The following is a 24411-nucleotide window of genomic DNA, read 5'->3' as shown; positions in this document are numbered from 1 at the left end:
GTGTCGACTCGAGTCCCAGTTTGGTAAGGAATTACAACCATGCGTCATCGTAAGAGTGGTCGTCATCTGAATCGCACCAGCTCGCACCGCCAGGCCATGTTCAAGAACATGTGCGTGTCGCTGGTCGAGCATGAAGTCATCAAGACTACCCTGCCCAAGGCCAAGGAGCTGCGTCGTCATATCGAGCCGCTGATCACCTTGTCCAAGCAGGATAGCGTCGCCAACCGTCGCCTGGCCTTCAGCCGCACCCGTTCCAAGGAAGCGGTCGGCAAGCTCTTCAATGAGCTGGGCCCGCGCTATGTCAATCGCCCCGGCGGTTACGTGCGTGTACTGAAGTGCGGTTTCCGCACCGGCGACAATGCCCCCATGGCCTACGTCGAACTGGTCGACCGTCCGGTCGCCGACGAGGCGGCCGGCGAGGAGTGATCCTCGGCGGGTAACGCCCGGCAAGCGCCATAATAAAACCGGCTCCCTCGGGAGCCGGTTTTTTCGTATGCGTCAGGCATGGCGCAATGTTGATTGGCTTCTCACATTGGTGGCGGACCTAAACCAGGGGGAAGGTCACCTTGCCGTCAGGTTTCTACCGCGCGGGTGGCGCGCGGCGGGTGACTCGCGGTCTGCTTTTCCAGCAGGGGCGCGAGGAAGCGCCCGGTGTGCGAGACCTCCATCCCGGCGACCTGTTCGGGGGTGCCCTCGGCGATGATGCGTCCGCCACCCGAGCCGCCTTCGGGGCCGAGATCGATCAGCCAGTCGGCGGTCTTGATCACGTCGAGGTTGTGCTCGATGACCACCACGGTGTTGCCATGATCGCGCAGGCGATGCAGCACCGTCAGCAATTGGCGGATGTCCTCGAAGTGCAGCCCGGTGGTGGGCTCGTCGAGGATATACAGCGTCTTGCCAGTGTCGCGCTTGGCCAGTTCGCGGGCCAGCTTGACGCGCTGGGCCTCGCCACCCGACAGCGTGGTCGCGCTTTGCCCGAGGCGCACGTAGGACAGGCCGACGTCCATCAGCGTTTGCAAACGCCGCGCGATGGCCGGAACCGGGCTGAAGAATTCCAAGGCCTCCTCCACGGTCATCTCCAGCACTTCGTGGATGCTCTTATTCTTGTATTGCACTTCCAGCGTTTCGCGGTTGTAGCGCTTGCCCTTGCACACGTCGCAAGGCACGTAGATATCGGGCAAGAAGTGCATCTCGACCTTGATCATGCCCTCGCCCTGGCAGGCCTCGCAGCGTCCACCCTTGACGTTGAAGCTGAAGCGTCCCGGCTTGTAGCCACGCGAGCGTGCCTCCTGGGTACCGGCGAATAGCTCGCGAATCGGCGTGAAGATGCCGGTATAGGTAGCGGGGTTGGAGCGCGGTGTGCGCCCGATCGGGCTCTGATCGATATCGATGATCTTGTCGAGCTGATCGAGCCCCTCGATGTTCGTATAGGGCGCCGGAGTCAGCGTGGTCGCGCGATTGAGCTCGCGCGCGGCGATCGGCATCAATGTCGAGTTGATCAGCGTCGACTTGCCCGAGCCGGAGACACCGGTCACGCACACCAACAGGCCGAGCGGTAACGCGAGGCTGACATCCTGCAGGTTGTTGCCGCTGGCGCCGGTCAGGCGCAGCATCTTCTCGGGGTTGCCCGGAATGCGATACGGCGGGATCTCGATGCGTCGCGTGCCGGACAGGTACTGGCCGGTCAGCGAGGCTGCACTGGCCTCGATGTCGCTGGGCGTTCCCTGGGCAACGATCTGCCCGCCATGCACACCCGCTCCGGGGCCGATATCGAGTACATGGTCGGCGGCGCGAATGGCTTCCTCGTCGTGCTCGACGACGATCACCGTGTTGCCGAGATCGCGCAGGTGCACCAGCGTTTGCAGCAGGCGGTCGTTGTCGCGCTGGTGCAGGCCGATCGACGGCTCGTCGAGAATGTACATCACTCCGACCAGGCCGGCGCCGATCTGGCTGGCCAGGCGGATACGCTGCGCCTCGCCACCCGACAGCGTCTCGGCGCTACGCTCCAGGTTGAGATAGTCGAGGCCGACATTGACCAGAAACTGCAGGCGCGCATGGATCTCGTGAATGATCTTGACCGCGATTTCGCCCTTGCGACCCGGTAGTTCGAGGCTCTTGAAGTAACTCCAGGCCTCGCCGATCGGCAGGCGCACGATATCCGGCAGGGCATGATCGTCGATATACACGTGGCGGGCTTCCCGACGCAGACGGCTGCCATGACAGGTCGGGCAGGGCTGTACCGCCAGGTACTTGGAAAGATCCTCGCGGACCATGCTCGATTCGGTCTCGCGGTAGCGACGGCGCATATTTGGCAGTATGCCTTCGAAGGCATGCTCGCGAGTCACCTTGCGGCCACGGTCGTTGACGTAGCTGAAGGCGATGATGTCCTGGCCGCTACCGTTGAGAACGACATCGCGCTCGTGCCGGGCCAAGTCGCTCCACGAGGTTTCCAGCTTGAAGCGATAATGCTCGGCTACCGCCTGAAGCTGGTTGAAGTAGTAGACGCTGCGCCGGTCCCAGCCCTTGATGACCCCCTCGGCCAGCGATAGCTCGGGATGGCTGATCAGCTTCTCGGCATCGAAGAACTGCTGCACGCCCAGGCCGTCGCAGGTCGGGCAGGCACCGGCGGGGTTGTTGAACGAGAACATGCGCGGTTCCAGTTCGGCGATGGAATAACCGCAAATCGGACAGGCGAAACGCGCGGAGAAGGTCATGTCTTCCTGCTCGCCATCCATGAAATGCACGATGGCGATGCCGTCGGCCAGGTTGAGCGCAGTCTCGAACGATTCGGCCAGGCGAAGCTGCAGGTCGTCACGCACCTTGATGCGATCCACGACCACGCTGATGTCGTGCTTCTTGTTCTTGTCCAGGGTGGAAATGTCGTCGAGTTCCAGCACCTGGCCGTCGACCATGGCGCGCACGAAACCCTGGGCGCGCAGTTCGCTGATCAACTGTAGGTGTTCGCCCTTGCGGCCCTTGATCACCGGCGCCAGCAGCATCAACTTGCTGCCTTCCGGCAGGGCCAGCACCTGATCGACCATTTGCGAGACGGTCTGTGCCTCGAGGTCGGTAGCGTGTTCGGGGCAGCGCGGCGTGCCGGCGCGCGCGAACAGCAGGCGCAGGTAATCGTAAATCTCGGTTATCGTGCCGACCGTGGAGCGCGGGTTGTGCGACGTGGACTTCTGCTCGATGGAGATCGCCGGCGACAAACCCTCGATATGATCGACATCGGGTTTTTCCATCATCGACAGGAACTGCCGGGCATAGGTGGACAGCGACTCGACATAGCGGCGCTGGCCCTCGGCGTAGAGCGTATCGAAGGCCAGCGAGGACTTGCCGGAGCCCGATAGCCCGGTGACCACGATCAATTTATCGCGCGGCAGTTCGACGTCGATGTTCTTGAGGTTGTGGGTGCGCGCACCCCTGACCTGGATCCTGTCCATTCCCACCTCGCGTGCGGCGCAAAAGCTCGATTATACGGCCTAGCCGGAAGCAGCGGCAAAGCGACATCGCGCTTTTCCTGACGGATGCCGAGCCGGTAGAATAGTCGATCCACCGTCGCCAATTCGCTATCCGGTGTTATTCGTTCGATCGGTGATCCGGTTTTCCCATTCCAGCATGCGACTCGCTAATGACCTCTCGACTGCTTACCACTGAACGCCGCGCCATCGTCGGTCTGGCCAGTCTGTATGCCACGCGCATGCTCGGACTGTTCATGGTATTGCCAGTACTGGCGCTGTATGCCGATGACTTCAAGGGCGCCACGCCGCTGCTGGTCGGACTGGCATTGGGCGGCTATGGGCTGACTCAGGCGCTGTTGCAGATTCCCTTTGGCCTGCTTTCCGATCGCATTGGCCGCAAGGTGGTCATCGCCGGGGGGCTGGTGCTGTTCGCTCTCGGTAGCGTCGTTGCCGCCGAGGCGACCACCATCGGCGGGGTGATCGTCGGGCGTTGCCTGCAGGGCAGCGGTGCGGTGGCCGGGGCGATCATGGCGCTGCTTGCCGATCAGACTCGCGAGGAAATCCGCACCGCGGCGATGGCCACCATCGGCCTGTCGATCGGCGTGGCCTTCGCCGTGGCGATGGTGGTGGGGCCCTTGATCGCCGCGCCATTTGGCCTGGCCGGGGTGTTCTGGTTCAGCGCCGGCCTGGCGATGCTGAGCCTGCTGGTGCTGTGGCGGCTGGTGCCGGCGGCGCCCCGGCGCGCCCGGCATCGCGACGTGGGACTGGATCGCGGCCAGCTTCGCGATACGTTGGCCCGGGCGGACCTGCTGCGGCTGGATTTCTCGATCTTCGCCCTGCACCTGATCCTGATGGCGGCGTTTATCGCCGTGCCGTTCCGGCTGGTCGACGTGGGTATCGCGGCCGGCCAGCACGGCTGGGTGTATCTCGCGGTGATGGGCCTGGCATTCATCGCCATGGTGCCGCTGGTGATCGTCGCCGAGAAGCGCCGACGCATGAAGGGCGTGTTTCTCGGCGCGGTGGCGAGCATGGCGCTTGTACTGCTGGCGTTGGGCGAACTGGGGCATCAGCGCTGGTCATTATTCGCCTTGCTGTGGGCCTTCTTCGTGGCTTTCAATTTGCTCGAAGCGACGCTGCCCTCGATGATCAGCAAGCTGGCCCCGGCGGGTGCCAAGGGCACCGCCATGGGGGTCTACTCGACCAGTCAGTTTCTCGGCGCGTTTCTGGGCGGTGTGTTGGGAGGGGCCCTGGCGCAGCGTTTCGGTTATGATGCAGTATTCCTCGGTACCGCGCTGCTGGCGGTCGTTTGGCTGGCGGTGATCTGGAAGATGCCCGCGCCGCGCCACCTTTCCAGCGAAGTGGTCGCGCTGGATGCGCATCAGGGCGATGCCCTGGAGGCCCTGATGGCACGCTTCGCCGAGGTAGCGGGGGTGGAAGACGTGCTCGTCGTGCCTGAAGAGCGTGTCGCCTATCTCAAGGTCGACCGCCAACGACTGGACGCCGAGGCGCTGGCGCGAGTGGCCGGCATTAGACAGGATTCAAGGAGCGCCTGAACAGGCCTCAAACTCAAGCTCATGTAAGGAGTCCAACATGGCCCGTGGTGTCAACAAGGTGATTCTGATCGGCAATCTGGGTCAGGATCCCGACGTGCGCTTCATGCCCTCCGGCAACCCGGTGGCCAACCTGCGCATCGCAACGACCGATAGCTGGACCGACAAGCAGAGCGGTCAGCGTCAGGAACGTACCGAATGGCACAGCGTGGTGCTATTCAACAAGCTGGCGGAAATCGCCCAGCAATACGTCAAGAAGGGCTCGCGCATCTATATCGAAGGTCGCCTGCAGACGCGCAAGTGGCAGGGCCAGGACGGTCAGGATCGTTACAGCACCGAGATCGTCGCCAACGACATGCAGATGCTCGACTCGCGCGGCGGCCAGGGTGGCGGTGGCGGCGATTACGCTCAGCAGCCGCAGCAGGGCAACTATGGCGGTGGCGCGCAGCAGGGCGGTTACGGTAACAGCGCCCCGCAAGGTGGCGGCCAGCAGCAGCGTCCGCCGCAGCCGGCTCCGGCCCAGAATAACCAGCAGGGCAACAACTACGGCGCGCCGAACCCCGGCAGCTTCGACGATTTCGACGACGAAATCCCGTTCTGACTGGGATAAGGCTAGCCTGAACCGGCCCCGTCACCGTTCTGGTGGCGGGGCCAGTTCGTTTGGCGTGGCGTCAAGCGCTGTCCGGTGGCAAGTGGCGCCAATGATTGAGCATGGCCAGGCCGACAATCAGCCAGGCCGTAAGCGCGAACCACACCGTGACCTGCGGAATCGCCCTGAGAAAGCCGATGTCGAGTGCCTGGGACAGGCTCAAGGTGCCGGTGGTGTACATGCCCAAGGGAAAGACCATGCCCCACAGCTGCGCGTCGTAACGCAGCGGGTAACGGCGCACCAGGTGACGCCACAACGACAGCCCGACCAGCAGTGGGATCCACCAACTGGCCAGCGCCCAGAACAGTAGCGTGAAGCCCTTGAGAAACGGCACGAAGTCGGTCAGCAGCGTATCGGATCCGGCGCGCAGAATCAGTGTCGAGCCGGCCAGGGTGGTAATCGCAACGGCACCCATGTTGATCCAGTAGGGCGGAGTCAACGCCGCCGCCGAAAGGCGCAGGAAAACCAGCCGGTAGACGATCAGAGTAATGATGATCAGGTACAGCGCGCAGCCGAGCAGGAACATGCACAAGGCAAATAACAGCGCCGCTTCGCTGCGTGCCTCGGACCACGGCAGCAGCGCCGTCAGCACGGCGACGGATTGCGTGCTGACGGTGGTCAGCAGCCAGGCGCCATTGATGCTTTGCTCCATTGCCGGTTTGTCTTGTTGCACGATGACGGCGATGAAGAAGGCGTACATTACTGCCAGCCACAGGGTGACCGCCAGTAACCATAACAGCTGTGCCGCCAGCGTGGCCTGGGCGATCAGCAGCCATTGCGTGCCGAGGATGCCGGTGGCGGCGACCAGCGTAAAGAACCCCGGCCCGCGCGCATGATCGTTCAGATCGCCGACGAGTCGCCTGGGGTAGCGCATTGCGCGCATCAGGGTCAACAGCCATAGCCCGGCATAGGCGAAGGTGCCGAGCAGCGCTAGCAGCCAAGCGAGTGAGGGCATGCCGAGCACATAGGTGTCGATGGCGACGGCACCGGTCGCCATCACCAGCGCGAAGTAGCCGGGAAATAGCTGCGCGGTGCTATCGTCCAGACGGTGACCGAGCCCTTTACGAAACGTATTCATGCGGTTCTCTGATGATTGTGCGTGATGTGCATGGCCAGGCTCACTTCAGACCCAGGCGCCGCGCCAGGCGGTGCAGGTTGCCGCTATCCATCTCCAGAGCACGGGCGGTGGCCGCCCAGTTGCCGCCGTGGGCAGCCAGCGCCTGATGGATATGCCGGCGTTGAAAGGCCTCGGTAGCCTGGCGCAGGGTAGACCATCGTTCCGCGTCATGGGCTTTCGCCGTTGGCGTAGCTGGCGCTGAAGATGACTCGTCGGGATGCTCGAGCGTCGTCTGGGGCAGCTCCAGGTGACTGCGAGCGATACGCACCACGGCGCGGCGGCGTGAGTCGCCGGTAACGCTGGCTTCACCCAGGTAATCGCCAAGTGCGCGCAGCGCGGCGCGGCCCAGGGTGTGCTCCAGTTCGCGAACGTTACCCGGCCAGTGCCAGTTCAGCAGCGCCGCCTCGGCATCCTCGGCCAAGCGCAGGTTGGCCAGGCCCAGGCGAATGCGGTTGTCCTCGAGGAAGCGCCCGGCCAGCAGCGGGATATCTTCACGACGCTCGCGCAGTGGCGGCACCGACAACGGAAAGACGCTCAGGCGATGATACAGATCCTCGCGAAAGCGCCCGGTGGCGACTTCGGCGGCCAGGTCGCGATTGGTCACGGCAATGATGCGCACATCGATACGCTGCGGGTGTTCGCTACCCAACGGCTGAATATCGCCCTCCTGCAGCACACGCAGCAGCTTGGGTTGCAGGGTCAGCGGCAGCTCACCGATCTCGTCGAGCATCAGCGTGCCGCCATCGGCCATGGCGAAATGGCCACGATGATCGCGCACCGCGCCGGAGAAGGCACCACGGCGATGGCCAAACAGCTCGCTCTCGATCAGATGCTCGGGCAGGGCCGCGCAGTTGACCTGCACCAACGGTCCCTGATGGCGCGACGAACGATTATGCAGCGCGCGCACCACGCGCTCCTTGCCGACGCCGGTCTCGCCATGCAGCAACACATTCATATCGGTGGGCGCGACCAGCGTGATGGCTTCGTCAAGGCGGCGCATGGCCGGGCTGCTCCAGTGCAGGGCAGCCTGGGGCGGGCGGTCCTGGTCGAGCGCTTCGCTGAGCCGTGAGCGGGTCGCGCTAAGCTGCGTGGCCAGGCGCACGCAGGTGCCGAGCAGGCTGGCCGTGGCGAGCAGTTCCTGTTCGTCGATATGTTCGAGGCGCCCCGGTTCGAGGGCGTCCAGGGTCAACAGGCCGGTGAGCCGGGGGCCGTCACGCAGGGCGACGCCCAGGCAGTCATGCACTTCGCTGAGATTCTCATCGAGCAAGCCGTCGAAGGGGTCGGGCAAATCGCTATCCGGCGGGAAGCGGCATACGCCGGGGTGAGCGGCGATGGCTGCCAGGCGTGGGTGGGCCTGCAAGGTGAAGTTTCTGCCGCGCACCTCGTCATGCAGGCCGAGTAACGCCACCGGTCGCAGGCCGGTATCGGTCATCACCATCAGCGTGCTGGCATCGGCACGATAGGCGCCGACCATGGCATCGAGAAGTCGCGCCCAGTGATCGTGCAGGGCTTCCGCTGGGTGCCCTTCGCTGAGTTGGGCGAGTAGCTTGCGTAAGGCGACCAGAAAGGATGTCATTTTGACCGACTATGGTGGGTGATTGTAAAAATGATAACTGGTGAGTGTGTCATTTGCACATTGCCCGGCGAGAGTCGCAACATCCTGGCGGTGGCTAGTGGTGGATCGTGCGCTCCATTGTCCCGTATGGCGTGGGCTGTGGGGCAGCGCCGTGGCAGAGTGTCGCGGGTGCTGAAAAAGCCCCGAATCTGGCATAGCGGTTGCTCCTTCAAAGGTGACATATCTCATACACCATGAAGGAGTGTAACAATGCTGACAAGCGCCCAGGAACGTCTGATCGAAGCCACTGCGCCGGTGGTTGCCGAGCACCTCGACGCCATTACCCTGCGCTTCTACCCATTGATGTTCGAACGCTATTCCGACGTTCGCGCGCTGTTCAATGCCACCCACCAGGCCAGCGGCAGCCAGGCCAAGGCCCTGGCAAGCGGCGTGCTGGCCTATGTCCAACTGCGCAAGGACCGCGAGCGGGCCCGGCAGGTCATGAGCACTGTGGTCAGCAAACACGTGGCTTTGGGCATCCGCCCCGACCAGTACCCCATCGTCGGCGAGTGCCTGATGGCGGCGATCGGTGAGGTGCTGGGCGATGCCGTGACCGCCGAGATCGCTGACGCCTGGAGCGGACTCTACGAGGAACTGGCGGGCCTGCTGATCGAGATGGAGGATCATCGCTATCTCGAGTTTGCCAATCGCGAGGGCGGCTGGCGCGGCACACGCACCTTCCGCATCGCCGAGACGCGCCAGGAGAGCCGGGTGATTCGCTCCTTCGTGCTGGCGCCCGAGGATGGCGGGCCGGTGGCCGATTTCGAGCCGGGGCAATTCATCGGCGTCAAGCTGACCATCGATGGCGAGCCGGTCTATCGCCACTACAGCCTCTCGGCCGCACCCAACGGCAAGACCTATCGGCTGTCGATCAAGCGCGAGCCGGGCGGGCGGGTCAGTTCCTATTTCCATGAGCTCATGACGGTCGGCGATACACTCGAGTTGTTGCCGCCCTCCGGCGATCTGACCCTCATCGATGGCGACGAGCCGCTGATGCTACTCAGTGGCGGAGTTGGCCAGACACCGATGCTGCCATTGGCCAGCCGGGCACTGGAGCAGGGGCGCAAGGTCGTATACCTGCATGCCGCGCAACACGGTGAGCTTCATGCCTTCGGCGATGAGCTGGATGCCCTGAAGTCGAGTTATCCGCAACAGCTGCGCAGTGTCACGCTGTACGACCAGCCCCAGGCCAACGACTCACCCGATCACGTCGGCCTCATCGACCGTGAACTGCTTGCGCGCTATTTGCCCGAGGGCCAACCGCGCTGCTACTTCGTCGGCCCGCAGGGCTTCATGAGCTGCGTCGACGAGCATCTGGAAGACTTGGGCGTGGCTGCCGAGCGCCGGCATTACGAGTACTTCGGCCCGGCACGGCCGTTGCGTAGCGCCTGATCCATACCTTATGAACGAGGCCGCCATGATCGTGCACTCCGCTTTGACTCGGGCCACGCCGCTATGGCGGCTGGCCTTCCGACCGTTCTTTCTGCTCGGTGCCGCTTTCAGCCTGCTGGCGATGCTGATCTGGGGGGCGTTCTGGCATGGCACCATCTTACTGCAGCCACATGGCGGCATGTTCTGGTGGCATCAGCACGAAATGCTATTCGGTTTCGTCGCGGCGATCGTGGTCGGCTTCCTGCTTACCGCCGTGCAGAACTGGACGGGGCAGCCGGGATTGCGTGGCGTGCCATTGCTGGCACTGGCGGGGCTATGGTTGTTGGGGCGCCTGCTAATGGCCTCGCCACTGGGGCTATCGCCATGGGTGTTGATGCTGGTGGATGTGGCCTTCCTGCCGCTGGTGGCCATGGCCCTGGCTTGGCCGGTGATCAGAGTGCGGCAGTGGCGCAACCTGATCTTCGTGCCGGTGCTGGCGCTACTGGCCTTGAGCAACGGCTTGATGCATTACGCATTGGTTCTCGGCGATGCCCTATTGATGCGCGGTTCGGCGCATCTCGCGGTACTACTGATCGTGCTACTGATGATCGTGCTGGGCGGCCGGGTCATTCCGTTCTTCACCTCGCGCCGCTTGCAGCGCCCAGCGCCAACGCGTCCAGCATGGCTGGAAGTCGTGGCACTCGGTAGCGTGGTGGCCATGCTGCTGATGCAGCTAGCTGGGTTGGCCGGAATGCCGCTCCCGGCCAGTGGGTGGGCGGCCCTCGCCTTCACCGCCGGGCTAGGCAATGCCCTGCGATTACTGCGTTGGGAAGGCTGGCTTAGCTGGCGTGAACCGCTGCTATGGGGGCTGCATGTCAGTTATGCCTTCATCTGCATCGGTCTGATTATGTGGGGCCTGGCCGCGCTGGGCATCGTGGCGACATCGCTGGCGGTGCATGCCCTGACCGTGGGTGGCATGGCCAGCATGATATTGGCGATGATATCGCGCGTTGCGCTGGGGCATACCGGGCGCTCCATCGTGACCCTGCCGGGGATCGGTATCGCCCTGGTTCTACTGGTGCTGGCGGCGATACTGCGCGCCTTGCTACCTGCCGTGTGGCCGCTAGCCAGCCACTGGGCACTGAGCTTCGCCATCGTGTTCTGGTGTCTGGCCTTCGGCCTGTATTTATACCGTTACAGTCATATTTTGCTGTCAAATCGTGCTGATGGGGCGGAAGGGTAATCGACGCATCGGGCGGAATAAAAAGGAAACCAGCATGTTACGACTGAAGAAACGCACGAGCATGACGGAGCGTACAGGGGAAAAAGCATACAGCCAGGAGCGTGAAGCACTGTTAAGTCGTATTGCGACGCTCGAGAGTGAGAAGCAACTGACCCGGCGGGTTTTCGAGAATCTGACCGGCTTCGGTGAGTCGCTGGTCACATTGCGCGAATCCTTCGCCGATCTTTCGCGACTGCTCACCGACAATCGCCAGGCGACCGAGCGCACCGCTCAGGAGTCGCAAGCCAGTCGCGGCGCCCTGGAGATAATCGTCGCCGAGCTAGCCAGCATGAATGTACGCATCGGCGACACCGCCAGCCAGGCGGCCACGCTAAACAGCGATGCCGAGCGAATCAGCGATTTCGTCGAAATTATCGACAATATCTCTCGGCAGACCAATTTGCTGGCGTTCAATGCCAGCATTGAAGCGGCCCGTGCGGGCGAGTCGGGGCGTGGTTTCGCGGTGGTCGCCAGCGAGGTACGCAACCTGGCTGGTCGCACCGGTGGCGCGACCGTCGAGATCGGCGACCTGATCAAGCATATCCAATCCCAGGCCAGTGATACCGATACGCATATGCGCGGCAATGCCCATGATGCCGATAAGCTTAGTGGCGAGGCCAACAGCGTGCTGGAGCGCACCGGGCGCCTGCTTTCCCTGTCTCATGAAAGTAGCGTTGCACTAGGCTTCGCGGCGATGCTCAGCGAGATCGAACTCGCCAACCTCGAAGAGCTACAGATCAAGCTCGAGGTGTATCGTGTCTTCATGGGCCTGTCGAATGCCACCGCTGCTAGTTTCCCATCCGAGACGGAGTGCCGACTTGGGCGTTGGTACTATGAAGGGGAAGGCAGTGCCTTATTTGCCAATGCCGAGGGCTTTCGCGCCCTGGAGGAGCCGCATCGGCAGGTTCATGTGCAGGCTCAAGAGGCGGTCAGCCACTTTCATGCCGGAAACCAGGAAGCCGCATTGGTGGCCTTGGCGGCCATGGAACAGGCCAACCTGAATGTCATGACGCGGCTGCGTCTGGTCATGCAGCGTGGGCGCCCAGCGTCTCTTACCGAGAGGGCTGCGCGCAGTCTGCCCTCGCCTGGCTTGAGCGTCGTATAGCACCCGGTGTTTTGCCTTCTTGAGAGGCTCGCGTGGATTATTTCCTGGTTAAACAGATCCATATGACGGCTGTCGGGTTCAGCTTGGCGCTATTCATGCTGCGTGCCTGGTGGTCGGTGCGCGAATCTCCACGGCTTAAGCGGCGCTGGGTGCGCATTGTGCCGCATCTGGTGGATAGCGTGCTGCTGGTGTTCGGCGTCTGGCTGATGGTGCTGCTGCGCGCCTGGCCCACTCAGCAGCCTTGGCTAATGGCTAAGCTAATCGGGCTGGTCGCTTATATCATGGTGGGTAGTTTCGCCATAAAGCGCGGTAGAACGCCGCTGATACGTGGCCTGGCGGCGATTGCCGCCGTGGCGATCTTCATTTATATCGTCGGCGCCGCTGTCACCCACCATCCGCTATCCTGGTGGCAGTTCCTCATTACCACCAGAGGGTGAAAATGATCGGGCTTGAAAGCGCCTTGCTCGCTGATCTGACTACCGAATTGCCTAGTGCGGTGCGTTTGCAGCGGCTGGTATGCATGCTACGCGAGTATTTTCACTGTGGTGCCGTCGGTCTGCTGCGGTTGGATGACGACGCTTTAAGCCCGGTCGCGGTGGATGGCCTGACGCGCGAAGCGCTGGGCCGTCGTTTCGTCGTCGCCCAGCACCCCAGGCTCGCCACGATTCTGGCGAGCCGCGAGACGGTGGCTTTCCCGCCTGATTCAACATTGCCGGACCCCTACGATGGCCTGGTAGAAAACCATGTCGGCGAGCCACTGCCGGTCCATGACTGCATGGGTATCAGTCTGTATATCCAGGGCAGCCTATGGGGTGCGCTGACATTGGATGCACTGCGGGCCGGCACCTTCGACGATGATGCCCGCGACGATCTGCAGCGTTTCACCTTACTGGTCGAGGCAGCGGTGCGCATGACCCGGTTAGAACAGGATATTCGTGGGCTACGCCTGGTTCGCAGCGATGAAATGGGAGAGATCGCCACTAGCCGGGATGAGGGTGAGATTATTGGGCAGAGCGCGCCGATACGCCGTCTATTGGATGAGATCGAGGTGGTAGCCGACTCGGAGCTGCCGGTGCTGTTAACCGGTGAGACCGGGGTGGGTAAGGAGCTCTTCGCGCGACGCCTGCATCAGCGCTCAAGACGACGCCGGAAGCCGTTGATACAAGTCAACTGCGCGGCGCTGCCGGAATCGCTGGCCGAAAGCGAGCTGTTCGGTCACGTGAAGGGAGCCTTTTCGGGGGCGGGCAATGCCCGCGCGGGGCGCTTCGAAGCAGCCGATGGCGGAACCCTGTTCCTTGATGAGATCGGCGAGCTGCCGCTGAGCGTTCAGGCCAAGCTGCTAAGGGCTCTACAGAACGGTGAGATTCAGCGCCTTGGTGAGGATGTGCCACGGCATGTCGACGTACGTATTATTACCGCAACCAACCGGCAATTGCGCGACAGCGTGCGCGATGGTCATTTCCGCGCGGATCTCTATCACCGTCTCTCGGTGTATCCGGTGCCGATCCCGCCGCTACGCGAACGTGGCAGCGATGTGCTGGTGTTGGCCGGGCATTTTCTTGAACTCAACCGCACCCGCCTGGGATTGCGTAGCTTGCGTCTCTCTCCTGCGGCCGAAGAGGTGCTGTGTCGCTATGATTGGCCCGGCAATGTGCGTGAACTTGAGCATGTTATTAGCCGCGGAGCAATCAAGGCCTTGAGTCGAGGGGCCCAGCGAGAGGATATTGTGACTCTGGAACCGGAGCTGCTTGACCTGCCTTTCACGCCGCGGGGTATCGAAATAACTGAAGAAGTATCTTACCAACAGCCAATGGAAACCTTGCATAACAGCGTGGCGCGTGCTCAGCGTGCAGCCATTCGCCAGGCGCTGGCTCAGGCCGAAGACAACTGGGCGGCGGCGGCAAGAATGCTCTCGGTGGACCCCAGCAATCTGCATAAGCTGGCGCACCGGCTTGGTCTCAAGTCCGAGAGTCGGCACGATTCCTAAGCCGATACCGAAGCATAGCAACACCTAAATCAGCGCCAGATCCATGCCGGCGGATCGCTCGCCGGGAATGATTCCATGCTCGCTTCATCCAACATGTCTTCGATGGAGCTGTCCGCTTGCGGGGGAGCCGACGGTTTCGCTTCACTGATGGGCCGGCGCTGTGACGCTAGGGCAGTGAGTTCATTGTCGAGACTCCGCACGCCGTTCATAGCCTGTATTACCTGTTTCATCGTCTCCACCTCTCTTGCCCGTTCGAATCGCTCGAGAGCAATTGCTTGGAACCCGCCAAGGCCTGAGCAGGCGGACTCCAAGGTAGCGCCCATGGACGCCAGATTCTGCAGGCCTATTGACGCCGGCCGTGCAGCGCTTACCCAGCGACCGCGTTATGCTATAGCGAACATAATGGACAGAAATCCGCCCGCTCATCGTGGCCCATCCAGAAACCGGCCTCATGCCTGGCGATGCATGTCTTAAGAGCCTGATACTCATTATCGGCGCTCGCCCTGAATAGCGGATCACAGCCCCAGTCGCAAGTTGTGACCAATTCCAGCCAATCGCTGGCTGTCAGCCGTTCGGCAAGTGGCCCGTGTACCTGGGTTTCCTCGCAGTGCATGTGTGCACGATAGAGTTCGATATAAGCCTGGGCCAGATTCATGGTTGTCAGGTCCAGCTCGGGGGCAGCGCGTCCTTCGGCGATAGCAGCGAGCTTGGCATAAAGCTCGTCACCATAGATTGCTATGCGCCGGTGCTCTTCATGGAGCAGGTCCAATGTGGGCTGGACCTCTGGATAGCGCAACGCCAGCCGCTCGAACAGCAGATCTTCGAAGGCATGATGCGTACGATCGGGATGCTGCGTCATGTAATGGAAGATATCGCGCAGCAAGGTGAATTCGGGTGTGTCATCGCGACGAGCCCCGTAAAGCTGGCGATCGAGAATGCACAGCAGGCCTTCAAAGTTATGGTGGTCGTCCTGCAGGCGCTTGAGGGCGGGGATGGTCATGGTTGCCTCCTGTCATGGTCGGGACAGAGTAAGCTTGGGGTCTTCTCCCTATTGAGCTTCTTCACTTCTTCTATAGCAGGAAGCGTGCCAATTCTATCCCTTTGATAGTGCAGAGAACCTGGCCAAGAGGGTGAGTTATACCCGCCCGCAATAGGGTGATTATCACCAGTAATGGTAATAAATACCGCTAAATGCCAGCTCGCCGACAGCGCTTGGAACCCTAGTGTTCATCGGTTCAGGCCCCGCAAAAAGTGCGGAAGTTCTGCTCCTGAGACGCCGCCGGCTGGGCATAAGCCTTCGCGCCCTGGTGTTTTTCGAAGGGCCTCCTCGATCCGATGATTGCGAGGGATATAGATGGGGTTCACAGCACACATGCGCGTAGCGATGGTCGCGGAGTCGACATTCCCTCGGCTGGCGTTCCGCTCGGCTGCCGCCGCGTGGCTCTTAGGCTCCGTTCCTGAATAGCATGGCCTTGATATTGCCGATGGCGCGCATCGGGTTGAGCCCCTTGGGGCAGACCCAGGTGCAGTTGCCGATCTGACGGCAACGAAACACGCTGAACGGGTCTTCCAGTTCGGCCAGGCGCTCCGCCGTGGCGGTGTCGCGGCTATCGATCAGAAAACGATAGGCTTGTATCAGTCCCGCCGGGCCGATGTATTTTTCGGGGTTCCACCACCAAGAAGGGCAGGCCGAGCTGCAGCAGGCGCACAGGATACACTCATAGAGACCATCGAGTTTCTCGCGATCCTCGGGGCTCTGCAGACGCTCGATGGTGCCTGGCATCTGGTCATTGATGAGGTAGGGCCTGATCTTCTCGAACTGACGGAAGAATTGGCCCTGATCGACGACCAGATCGCGGATCACCGGCATGCCGGGCAGCGGCCTCAGCGTCAGGGTGCCCGAGCGACCGATCGCCTCATGCACGGGAGTGACGCAGGCCAGCCCATTTTTGCCGTTGATGCTCATGCCATCCGAGCCACATACACCCTCGCGGCACGAGCGCCGATAGGCCAGTTCCGGGTGGGTGGCTTTCAAGTGCTCCAGTACATCGAGCACCATCCGCTTGCGAAATTCGTCGCCGATCTGGAAGGTTTCGATATACGGTGCCGTGTCGATTTCAGGATGATAGCGAAACAGCTTGATGGTAATCATGAGCCTCCCGAGGCGCCATCAACCAGCTCAGCGAGGGCAATAGGGTCGAGGATGACAACGGCCTTGCCGGCGATGCTAAGTAACCCTCGTGCTTCCAGGCGTCGAAAGGTCCGGCTCATGGTTTCCGGCGCCAGACCGAGGTAGTTGGCGAGATCCGAGCGTGACATCGGCAAGCGGAAATGCCTGGCGGAGAGGCCACGATTGGCGAAGCGTTGTGAAAAATCCAGCAGCACCATCGCCAGGCGCTGCTCGGCCGAGCGGCGAGCCAGCAGGTGAGTTGTGCTCTGCTCGGTGGACAGCTCCCGGCTCATGATGCGCAGTAATTGACGTTGCAAGGCCGGGATGCGCTCGCTGAGGTGTTCCAGTTCGGTGAAGGGGATCTCGCAGACGTGGGACGTTTCCAGTGTGACCGAGGTGGACGGATGGCTGCGCGATGCGATGGCGTCGAGCCCCAGTATTTCCCCGGGTAGATGAAAGCCGGAAATATGTTCGTCGCCGCTGGGTAGCAGCGTCGACGTCTTCACCGATCCCGTGCGTACCGCGAAAATCGACTGAAAATGGCCACCAGCCTGCAATACATAAGTGCCGCGCTTCATGGGCCGACGCGTTTGCACTATCCGGGCCAGTTCACTGGTGTCCCCTTGGGGTAGTTCGCGGGGCAGGCACAGTGAATGTAGCCGGCAGGTGCGGCATTTCTCTCTGGCGGGTGACGTAGCGGGCATGACCCTATCCTCGCTTCGAAGCCATCCAATAACGCCTGTTACAATCCTCAGTAGGGAATATGCAGGCGCTGGCAGGCGTTGATACGTACGATATAACCGATTTTCAGCAGTACCGGCCCGGTGATGATCAGCATGTGGGCTAGGACCTGCTCGGCCAGGCCTAGCCGGTGGTCGACGATATAACCACCGAGGATACCCATGAATAGCAAGACTAGCCCACTCAGCAGCACGGCGTGAGAGAGCGAGAGAGTATGGCGAGGGGAGTCGAAGAAATGGATCACGGTAGCCTCCTTGTGATGTCGCCAGCGTTGTAGCGGGCTATATTACATAAAGCAGGAACTGTGCCAATTAATTTTTTATTGAGTGTCAGTAAGTTACCAGAAAAGCGTGTCTTTTTGATGGGTAGTTTACTGTGGTTTTAACAGTTTTATGTCGATTTGACATTTCCTCGATAGGAAGCGCTCTTCACGGTGGCGGATGGCCGGCCTCGGCCACATCGGAAATATTTCCTTGATTAGATAAAGCTACTTTTCCCTTGATCCTCGTCAATATTGCGTCTAGACGTGGATGGTATCTTGGCGCCTAGCTTGTGCGCCGATCGGGAGAAGTCCATGAGTCATTTCATTGATCGTCTGAAATACCTGACCCGTAAGCCTCCTGAATTCGCCGGGGGGCACGGCGAAACCCGCGACGAGACTCGTCAATGGGAGGATGGCTACCGTCAGCGTTGGCAACACGACAAGGTCGTGCGCTCGACGCACGGGGTCAACTGTACCGGCTCGTGTAGTTGGAAGATCTACGTCAAGAATGGACTGGTCACCTGGGAAACCCAGCAGACCGATTACCCGCGCACCCGCCCTGATCTGCCCAACCACGAGCCGCGCGGCTGCCCGCGTGGGGCCAGCTACTCCTGGTATCTATACAGCGCCAACCGCCTCAAATACCCGCTGGTGCGCAAGGCGCTGGTCAAGCTGTGGCGCGAGGCGCTGGCCGAGCATGGCGACCCGGTGGATGCCTGGGCCTCGATCGTCGAGGATCCGGCCAGAAGCGCCGAGTACAAGCGCGCCCGAGGCATGGGTGGCTTCGTGCGTGCCGACTGGGACGAGATACAGACGCTGATCGCCGCCTCCAATGTCTACACCGCCAAGCAGTACGGCCCGGACCGTGTCGTCGGGTTCTCGCCGATCCCCGCCATGTCGATGGTCTCCTACGCGTCAGGGGCGCGCTACCTGTCGTTGATCGGCGGTGTCTGCCTGTCCTTCTACGACTGGTATTGCGACCTGCCACCGGCCAGCCCACAGACCTGGGGCGAACAGACCGACGTGCCCGAGTCCGCCGACTGGTACAACAGCGGCTATATCATCGCCTGGGGCTCCAACGTACCGCAGACGCGCACGCCGGACGCGCACTTCTTCACCGAGGTGCGCTACAAGGGCACCAAGACCGTCGCCATCACCCCGGATTACGCCGAAGTCTCCAAGCTCTGCGATGAATGGTTGAGCCCTCAACAGGGCACCGATGCCGCGCTGGCGATGGCCATGGGCCACGTCATCCTCAAGGAGTTTCATCTCGACAAGCCCAGCGCCTATTTCACCGATTATGTACGCCGCTATACCGATATGCCGATGCTGGTCGAACTCGAAGCGCGCGAGGATGGCAGTTACGCACCGGGCAAACAGCTACGTGCCAGCGACTTCGCTGCCAACCTCGGCCAGGCCAACAACCCTCAATGGAAGACTCTGGCATGGGACGAAACCAGCGATCGTCTGGTGGTTCCGCGCGGCTCGATCGGCTTCCGCTGGGGCGAGGATGGACATTGGAATCTCGAGCCGGTGGATGCCGATGGTAACGACGTCTCACTGAGCCTGTCGCTGATCGAAAGGCATGACAGTGTTGCCAGAGTTGCCTTTCCGTATTTCGGGGGGATCGAACGCGAGCATTTCAAGCATGTGGCCGGCAACGATGTGCTCTATCACAACCTGCCCAGCAAGCGCCTGACATTAGCCTCCGGCCGCGAGGTGCTGGCGGTCACCGTGTTTGACCTGATGTGCGCCAACTACGGCATCGATCGGGGTTTGGTGGGCGAGAGCGAGGACGATGGCGCCACGACCTACGATCAGGTGCGCCCCTATACTCCGGCCTGGCAGGAGGCGATCACCGGGGTGCCTGCTGCGCAGGTGACTCGACTGGCGCGTGAGTTCGCCGACAATGCCGACAAGACGCGCGGTCGCTCGATGATCATCGTCGGTGCCGGCATGAACCACTGGTACCACATGGACATGAACTACCGTGGCCTGATCAACATGCTGGTCATGTGCGGTTGTGTCGGCCAGAGCGGTGGCGGTTGGTCGCACTATGTGGGTCAGGAGAAGCTACGCCCGCAGACTGGCTGGACACCGCTGGCCTTCGGCCTCGATTGGCAGCGCCCGCCACGCCACATGAACGGTACCTCGTTCTTCTATAACCATTCGAGCCAGTGGCGCTACGAGAAGCTCGAGATCAAGGAGTTGCTCTCACCGCTGGCGCGCCCCGAGGACTTCAAGGGCAGCCTGATCGACTTCAACGTGCGCGCCGAGCGCATGGGCTGGCTGCCCTCGGCGCCACAGCTCGATACCAACCCATTGCGCCTGGCCGCCGCCGCCGAGGCCGACGGCAAGAGCACCGCCGACTACGTGGTCGAGCAGCTCAAGAGCGGCAAGTTGCGTTTCGCCGCCGAGGATCCGGATGACCCGCAGAACTTCCCGCACAACCTGTTTATCTGGCGCTCCAACCTGCTCGGCAGCTCGGGCAAGGGCCATGAATACATGCTCAAGTACCTGCTGGGTACCAAACACGGCATCCAGGGCAAGAACCTGGGTGATACGGGCGCCACGCTGCCCGAGGAAGTGGTCTGGCGCGACGAGGCGCCGGAGGGCAAGGTCGACCTGCTGGTGACGCTGGATTTCCGCATGTCCACCACCTGCTTGTATTCGGATATCGTGCTGCCCACCGCGACCTGGTACGAGAAGGACGATCTCAACACCTCGGATATGCATCCGTTTATCCATCCGCTGACCGCGGCCACCGATCCCGCCTGGGAATCGCGCAGCGACTGGGAGATCTACAAGGGCATCGCCAAGGCTTTCTCGCGGGTGTGTGTCGGCCATCTCGGCGAGGAAACTGACCTGGTCACACTGCCGCTGCAGCATGACTCGCCTGGTGAGCTGTCTCAGCCCGATGTGCTGGATTGGAAGCGTGGCGAATGCGAGCCGATTCCCGGCAAGACCATGCCCAACCTGATAGAGGTCAAGCGCAACTATCCCGACACCTACGAGCGTTTCACCTCGGTGGGGCCGCTACTGGATAGCCTGGGTAACGGTGGCAAGGGTATCAATTGGGATACCCAGTCCGAGGTCGAGTTGCTGGGTAGGCTCAATTACGTCAAGCCGGATGGCGCGGCCAAGGGGCGTCCGCGGATCGATACCGCCATCGACGCCGCTGAGATGATCCTGACGCTGGCACCGGAAACCAACGGCCAGGTAGCGGTCAAGGCCTGGGGGGCACTGTCGAAGATCACCGGGCGCGATCACACCCATCTGGCGCGGCCCAAGCAAGAGGAGAAGATCCGCTTCCGCGATATCGTCGCCCAGCCGCGCAAGATCATCTCCAGCCCCACCTGGTCGGGGCTCGAGGACGAGCACGTCTCCTACAATGCCTGTTACACCAACGTCCACGAGTTGATCCCCTGGCGCACCCTGAGCGGGCGTCAGCAGCTTTACCAGGACCACGCCTGGATGCGTGCCTTCGGCGAGAGCCTGCTGGTCTATCGCCCGCCGATCAATACCAAGGCAGCCACCAGCCTCAAGGCGCCGAGTAGCAACGGCAATCCCGAGATCGCGCTGAACTTCCTGACGCCGCACCAGAAGTGGGGGATCCACTCCACCTACAGCGACAACCTGCTGATGCAGACGCTATCGCGGGGTGGGCCGATTGTCTGGTTGTCCGAGGACGATGCGCGCTCGATCGGCATCGAGGATAACGATTGGATCGAGCTGTACAACGCCAACGGCGCGATCGCCGCCCGCGCGGTGGTCAGCCAGCGGGTCAAGACCGGCATGGTGATGATGTACCACGCCCAGGAACGCATCGTGAACGTCCCCGGCTCGGAAATTACCGGTACACGGGGCGGGATCCATAACTCGGTGACCCGTGTCTGCCCCAAGCCGACGCACATGATCGGCGGTTACGCGCAGCTTGCCTACGGCTTCAACTACTACGGCACGGTGGGCTCCAATCGCGACGAGTTCGTCATCGTACGCAAGATGCACAACATCGATTGGTTGGATGGCGAAGGTAACGACACCGTCCAGGAGGCCGTGAAATGAAGATTCGCTCGCAAGTCGGCATGGTCCTCAACCTCGACAAGTGCATCGGCTGTCATACCTGCTCGGTGACCTGCAAGAACGTCTGGACCAGTCGTGAAGGTATGGAATACGCCTGGTTCAATAATGTCGAGACCAAGCCGGGTATCGGTTATCCCAAAGAGTGGGAGAACCAGAAGAAATGGAAGGGCGGTTGGCTGCGCCGCAAGGATGGCAAGATCGAGCCGCGCATCGGTGGCAAGTGGCGCGTGCTGGCGAACATCTTCGCCAATCCCGACCTGCCGGAAATCGACGACTACTACGAACCGTTCACTTTCGATTACCAGCATCTGCATAGTGCCAAACCCAGCGAGCACCAGCCGGTGGCGCGACCGCGTTCGCTGATCTCCGGCCAGCGCATGAACAAGATCGAATGGGGCCCCAACTGGGAGGAAATCCTCGGCACCGAGTTCGCCAAGCGCCGCAAGGACAGTAACTTCGAGCGGATCCAGGCCGATATCTACGGCCAGTTCGAAAACACCTTCATGATGTACCTGCCCAGGCTATGCGAGCACTGCCTGAATCCGACCTGCGTGGCGTCGTGCCCGAGCGGGGCGATCTACAAGCGCGAGGAAGATGGCATCGTGCTGATCGACCAGGACAAGTGCCGTGGTTGGCGGATGTGCATCTCGGGCTGCCCGTACAAGAAGATCTACTACAACTGGAAGAGCGGCAAATCCGAGAAGTGTATCTTCTGCTATCCGCGTATCGAGGTGGGGCAGCCCACCGTTTGCTCCGAGACCTGCGTGGGGCGCATTCGCTACCTCGGCGTACTGCTCTACGATGCCGATCGTATCGAGGAGGTTGCCGCTTCACCGGACGAGCGCGATCTCTACCATCGCCAGTGCGAGATATTCCTCGACCCGCACGACCCGGAAATCATCGCCCAGGCGCGTAAGGACGGGGTGCCGGATAACGTGATCCAGGCCGCCCAGGCCTCGCCGGTCTACAAGCTGGCTATCGACTGGCAACTGGCGCTGCCGCTGCACCCCGAATACCGCACACTGCCGATGGTCTGGTACGTGCCGCCGCTGTCGCCGATCCAGTCCGCCGCCGAGGCCGGGCATGTCGAGTACGACGGCGTGCTGCCGAAGATCGAGTCGCTGCGTATTCCGGTGCGTTATCTCGCCAACATGCTCACCGCAGGTGAAGAAGAACCGGTGGTACTGGCGCTCAAGCGCTTGATGGCGATGCGTGTGTACATGCGCGGCAAGCATGTGGAAGGCAACCCCGATGCTAGTGTGCTCGATGAGGTTGGCCTGAGCGTGGCCCAGGTCGAGCAGATGTACCGTTATCTGGCGATCGCCAACTACGAAGACCGCTTCGTGATACCCACCAGCCATCGCGAGCAGGCCCGCGAGGCGTTCCCCGAGCGCGGCGGCTGCGGTTTTACCTTCGGTAACGGCTGTCATGGCGGCGATAGCGAGTCCAGCCTGTTTGGCGGCAACAAGCAGAACACCACCCTGGTCAAGCCAGTAGAAACCTATGACCCCGTCGAGGATGCGCGCGATGTCTGATCCAGCAGAGCAAGTCGAACAGGACGAGGTGGTACAGGGAATGCGCAGCCTGCGGGTACTGGCGCGGCTGCTGGATTATCCGACCCCGGAGCTACAGCAGGCGAGCGGCGAGCTGATCGAGATCATCGATGCGGAGCCGCGCCTATCGGCGCCGCTGCGCGGCAGGCTGCGCGACTGGTGCCGGCGTCTGGCCGCTACCGCGCTGCTCGACTTGCAAGCCGAGTATGTCGGCCTGTTCGACAAGGGGCGTTCGACGTCACTGTTGCTGTTCGAGCATGTGCATGGCGAATCGCGCGAGCGTGGCCAGGCGATGATCGACCTGCTGGCCGAATACCGCGCCGCCGGCTTCGAGCTGGATGCCCGCGAGCTGCCGGATCACCTGCCGTTGTTCCTCGAATACCTGTCGACTCGCGGCGAGGTCGATATCGGCCGCTGGCTGGGGGAGATCCGGCATATCCTGGCGCTGCTGGCCGCCCGCCTGGAGGAGCGTGGTGCCGAGCATGCCCTGGTGCCGTTGGCATTGCTGGCACTGATCGGCGCCGAAGCCGATGTCGAGGCCCACCGGCTACAGGTTGCCGAAGAGGCACCCGATCACACCCCGCAAGCGTTGGACGCCGTCTGGGAAGAGGAGGCCGTGCGCTTTTCCGCCGATTCCGATCAGGACTGCGCGATGCAGTCCGCCGAGGGCCGGCGTCTCGCCGAGCGCAAACAAACTACATCCAGCGAGGCGGTGCGCATCGTCACTCCACCTTCTGCTGGCGTGAGAAGCTGATGGGAGGCATGTCATCATGGGCGCTTTCATGGGTTATCTGAATGGGCTGTTGTTCGGGCTGTACCCCTACCTTGCGGGCAGTGTCTTCCTGATCGGCAGCCTGCTGCGCTTCGACCATGGCCAATACACCTGGAAGACGGGCTCGAGCCAGTTGCTTTCCAAGCGCCAATTGCGCTTGGGTAGCAACCTGTTTCATATCGGTATCCTGGTGATCTTCTTCGGCCACTTGGTGGGGCTGCTGACCCCGCATTGGGTCTATGCCCCCTTCATCAGTGCCGGCGCCAAGCAGGTGGTGGCGATCATCGTTGGTGGCATCGCCGGGGTGATGTGCCTGGCGGGCGGGGCGATTCTGTTGCACCGTCGATTGACCAACCCGCGCGTGCGGGCCTCCTCGCGGACCGCCGATAACCTGATTCTGGCGCTGTTCGTGGTGCAGGTCACCCTGGGGCTCTTGACCATCATTCCCGCGCTTGGCCACCTGGATGGCGGCGTCATGCTGATGCTTGGCAGTTGGGCGCAGTCGGTCGTGTATTTCCAGGGTGACGCCGCCGCTCATCTGCAGGGCGTTGGCTGGATCTACAAGCTACACATTCTGGTTGGCTTGACCATCGTGCTGATATTCCCGTTCACTCGCCTGGTACACGTGTGGAGCGTACCGCTGGGTTACTTCGGCCGGCGTTACCAGATCGTGCGCCGGCGCGGCTGAAACGG

Annotated in this window: 19 protein-coding genes; 12 read left to right on the top strand and 7 right to left on the bottom strand. The window is 61.9% G+C overall.

What is annotated here, in order from left to right:
• The first annotated feature begins 39 nt into the window (after positions 1-39).
• Positions 40-426, top strand: a complete 387-nt coding sequence (gene rplQ, locus BLR92_RS17210; protein ID WP_089730514.1) for a 50S ribosomal protein L17 — start codon at positions 40-42, stop codon at positions 424-426.
• Between the two features lie 146 nt (positions 427-572).
• On the opposite strand, the gene uvrA is transcribed toward rplQ, so the two are convergent.
• Complete coding sequence (gene uvrA / locus BLR92_RS17205) at positions 573-3443, bottom strand: excinuclease ABC subunit UvrA (protein ID WP_089730513.1); 2871 nt, start codon at positions 3441-3443, stop codon at positions 573-575.
• A gap of 188 nt (positions 3444-3631) precedes the next feature.
• Between uvrA and BLR92_RS17200 the strand changes: the two genes are divergently transcribed.
• Positions 3632-5014 (top strand): MFS transporter, encoded by a 1383-nt coding sequence (locus BLR92_RS17200; protein ID WP_089730512.1) that lies wholly within the window; start codon positions 3632-3634, stop codon positions 5012-5014.
• A 37-nt stretch (positions 5015-5051) separates the two neighbouring features.
• Positions 5052-5612, top strand: a complete 561-nt coding sequence (gene ssb / locus BLR92_RS17195) for a single-stranded DNA-binding protein (protein WP_089730511.1) — start codon at positions 5052-5054, stop codon at positions 5610-5612.
• A gap of 70 nt (positions 5613-5682) precedes the next feature.
• Here ssb and BLR92_RS17190 read toward each other — a convergent pair whose 3' ends face one another.
• Positions 5683-6738 carry a tellurite resistance/C4-dicarboxylate transporter family protein gene (locus BLR92_RS17190; RefSeq protein WP_089730510.1) on the bottom strand — a complete coding sequence of 352 codons (1056 nt, stop codon included), beginning with the start codon at positions 6736-6738 and terminating at the stop codon, positions 5683-5685.
• A 40-nt stretch (positions 6739-6778) separates the two neighbouring features.
• Positions 6779-8353 carry a nitric oxide reductase transcriptional regulator NorR gene (gene norR / locus BLR92_RS17185; RefSeq protein ID WP_089730509.1) on the bottom strand — a complete coding sequence of 525 codons (1575 nt, stop codon included), beginning with the start codon at positions 8351-8353 and terminating at the stop codon, positions 6779-6781.
• A gap of 249 nt (positions 8354-8602) precedes the next feature.
• Between norR (BLR92_RS17185) and hmpA the strand changes: the two genes are divergently transcribed.
• The 5 genes from hmpA to norR (BLR92_RS17160) are packed head-to-tail and all read left to right on the top strand — an operon-like array spanning position 8603 to position 14137.
• Positions 8603-9784: an NO-inducible flavohemoprotein gene (gene hmpA / locus BLR92_RS17180; protein WP_089730508.1), complete on the top strand. Its 1182-nt coding sequence runs from the start codon at positions 8603-8605 to the stop codon at positions 9782-9784.
• Positions 9785-9809: 25 nt separating this feature from the next.
• The gene (locus BLR92_RS17175) at positions 9810-11006 is read left to right on the top strand and encodes an NnrS family protein (protein WP_245704253.1); all 1197 of its coding nucleotides are present in this window, start codon (positions 9810-9812) and stop codon (positions 11004-11006) included.
• A gap of 34 nt (positions 11007-11040) precedes the next feature.
• Positions 11041-12150, top strand: a complete 1110-nt coding sequence (locus tag BLR92_RS20090; protein ID WP_281242946.1) for a methyl-accepting chemotaxis protein — start codon at positions 11041-11043, stop codon at positions 12148-12150.
• Between the two features lie 32 nt (positions 12151-12182).
• Positions 12183-12587, top strand: a complete 405-nt coding sequence (locus tag BLR92_RS17165; RefSeq protein WP_089730505.1) for a SirB2 family protein — start codon at positions 12183-12185, stop codon at positions 12585-12587.
• A 2-nt stretch (positions 12588-12589) separates the two neighbouring features.
• Positions 12590-14137, top strand: coding sequence for a nitric oxide reductase transcriptional regulator NorR (gene norR / locus BLR92_RS17160; protein ID WP_089730504.1), 1548 nt, complete (start codon positions 12590-12592; stop codon positions 14135-14137).
• Positions 14138-14525: 388 nt separating this feature from the next.
• On the opposite strand, the gene BLR92_RS17150 is transcribed toward norR (BLR92_RS17160), so the two are convergent.
• The 4 genes from BLR92_RS17150 to BLR92_RS17135 form a co-directional block, all read right to left on the bottom strand.
• Positions 14526-15137 (bottom strand): hemerythrin domain-containing protein, encoded by a 612-nt coding sequence (locus BLR92_RS17150; RefSeq protein ID WP_089730502.1) that lies wholly within the window; start codon positions 15135-15137, stop codon positions 14526-14528.
• A gap of 444 nt (positions 15138-15581) precedes the next feature.
• Positions 15582-16286 carry a succinate dehydrogenase iron-sulfur subunit gene (locus BLR92_RS17145; protein WP_281242950.1) on the bottom strand — a complete coding sequence of 235 codons (705 nt, stop codon included), beginning with the start codon at positions 16284-16286 and terminating at the stop codon, positions 15582-15584.
• Entirely contained in the window at positions 16286-17011 is a 726-nt protein-coding gene (gene fnr / locus BLR92_RS17140) for a fumarate/nitrate reduction transcriptional regulator Fnr (protein WP_089730500.1), read from the bottom strand. Before fnr ends, BLR92_RS17145 begins: the two co-directional genes overlap by 1 nt.
• Positions 17012-17058: 47 nt before the next feature.
• Entirely contained in the window at positions 17059-17292 is a 234-nt protein-coding gene (locus BLR92_RS17135; protein ID WP_089730499.1) for a hypothetical protein, read from the bottom strand.
• A gap of 330 nt (positions 17293-17622) precedes the next feature.
• On the opposite strand from BLR92_RS17135, the gene BLR92_RS17130 reads away from it, so the two are divergent.
• Genes BLR92_RS17130 through narI form a run of 4 tightly spaced genes read left to right on the top strand, consistent with a single transcriptional unit; the run spans position 17623 to position 24406 of the window.
• On the top strand, positions 17623-21375 hold the full coding sequence (locus BLR92_RS17130) for a nitrate reductase subunit alpha (RefSeq protein ID WP_089730498.1): 3753 nt from the start codon (positions 17623-17625) through the stop codon (positions 21373-21375).
• Entirely contained in the window at positions 21372-22928 is a 1557-nt protein-coding gene (gene narH, locus BLR92_RS17125; RefSeq protein ID WP_089730497.1) for a nitrate reductase subunit beta, read from the top strand. Before BLR92_RS17130 ends, narH begins: the two co-directional genes overlap by 4 nt.
• A complete protein-coding gene (gene narJ, locus BLR92_RS17120; protein ID WP_089730496.1) occupies positions 22921-23700 on the top strand; it encodes a nitrate reductase molybdenum cofactor assembly chaperone in 780 nt (259 codons plus the stop codon). Before narH ends, narJ begins: the two co-directional genes overlap by 8 nt.
• Before the next feature lie 28 nt (positions 23701-23728).
• Complete coding sequence (narI, locus tag BLR92_RS17115; protein ID WP_089730558.1) at positions 23729-24406, top strand: respiratory nitrate reductase subunit gamma; 678 nt, start codon at positions 23729-23731, stop codon at positions 24404-24406.
• Positions 24407-24411: the final 5 nt, after the last annotated feature.

The organism is Modicisalibacter muralis (assembly GCF_900102945.1).
GTDB lineage: Bacteria > Pseudomonadota > Gammaproteobacteria > Pseudomonadales > Halomonadaceae > Modicisalibacter > Modicisalibacter muralis.
Note: the sequence above shows the minus strand (reverse complement) of the source record. Positions and strands in the feature narration are given on the sequence as shown.

Bases quoted from the DNA above. Each gene is read 5' to 3' on its own strand.
- norR (WP_089730509.1), bottom strand. From the start codon at position 8,353: ATGACATCCTTTCTGGTCGCCTTACGCAAGCTACTCGCCCAACTCAGC.
- hmpA (WP_089730508.1), top strand. From the start codon at position 8,603: ATGCTGACAAGCGCCCAGGAACGTCTGATCGAAGCCACTGCGCCGGTG.
- BLR92_RS20090 (WP_281242946.1), top strand. From the start codon at position 11,041: ATGTTACGACTGAAGAAACGCACGAGCATGACGGAGCGTACAGGGGAA.
- narJ (WP_089730496.1), top strand. From the start codon at position 22,921: ATGTCTGATCCAGCAGAGCAAGTCGAACAGGACGAGGTGGTACAGGGA.
- ssb (WP_089730511.1), top strand. From the start codon at position 5,052: ATGGCCCGTGGTGTCAACAAGGTGATTCTGATCGGCAATCTGGGTCAG.
- narH (WP_089730497.1), top strand. From the start codon at position 21,372: ATGAAGATTCGCTCGCAAGTCGGCATGGTCCTCAACCTCGACAAGTGC.
- narI (WP_089730558.1), top strand. From the start codon at position 23,729: ATGGGTTATCTGAATGGGCTGTTGTTCGGGCTGTACCCCTACCTTGCG.
- BLR92_RS17175 (WP_245704253.1), top strand. From the start codon at position 9,810: ATGATCGTGCACTCCGCTTTGACTCGGGCCACGCCGCTATGGCGGCTG.
- uvrA (WP_089730513.1), bottom strand. From the start codon at position 3,443: ATGGACAGGATCCAGGTCAGGGGTGCGCGCACCCACAACCTCAAGAAC.
- BLR92_RS17130 (WP_089730498.1), top strand. From the start codon at position 17,623: ATGAGTCATTTCATTGATCGTCTGAAATACCTGACCCGTAAGCCTCCT.
- BLR92_RS17190 (WP_089730510.1), bottom strand. From the start codon at position 6,738: ATGAATACGTTTCGTAAAGGGCTCGGTCACCGTCTGGACGATAGCACC.
- BLR92_RS17200 (WP_089730512.1), top strand. From the start codon at position 3,632: ATGACCTCTCGACTGCTTACCACTGAACGCCGCGCCATCGTCGGTCTG.
- norR (WP_089730504.1), top strand. From the start codon at position 12,590: ATGATCGGGCTTGAAAGCGCCTTGCTCGCTGATCTGACTACCGAATTG.
- rplQ (WP_089730514.1), top strand. From the start codon at position 40: ATGCGTCATCGTAAGAGTGGTCGTCATCTGAATCGCACCAGCTCGCAC.
- fnr (WP_089730500.1), bottom strand. From the start codon at position 17,011: ATGCCCGCTACGTCACCCGCCAGAGAGAAATGCCGCACCTGCCGGCTA.
- BLR92_RS17150 (WP_089730502.1), bottom strand. From the start codon at position 15,137: ATGACCATCCCCGCCCTCAAGCGCCTGCAGGACGACCACCATAACTTT.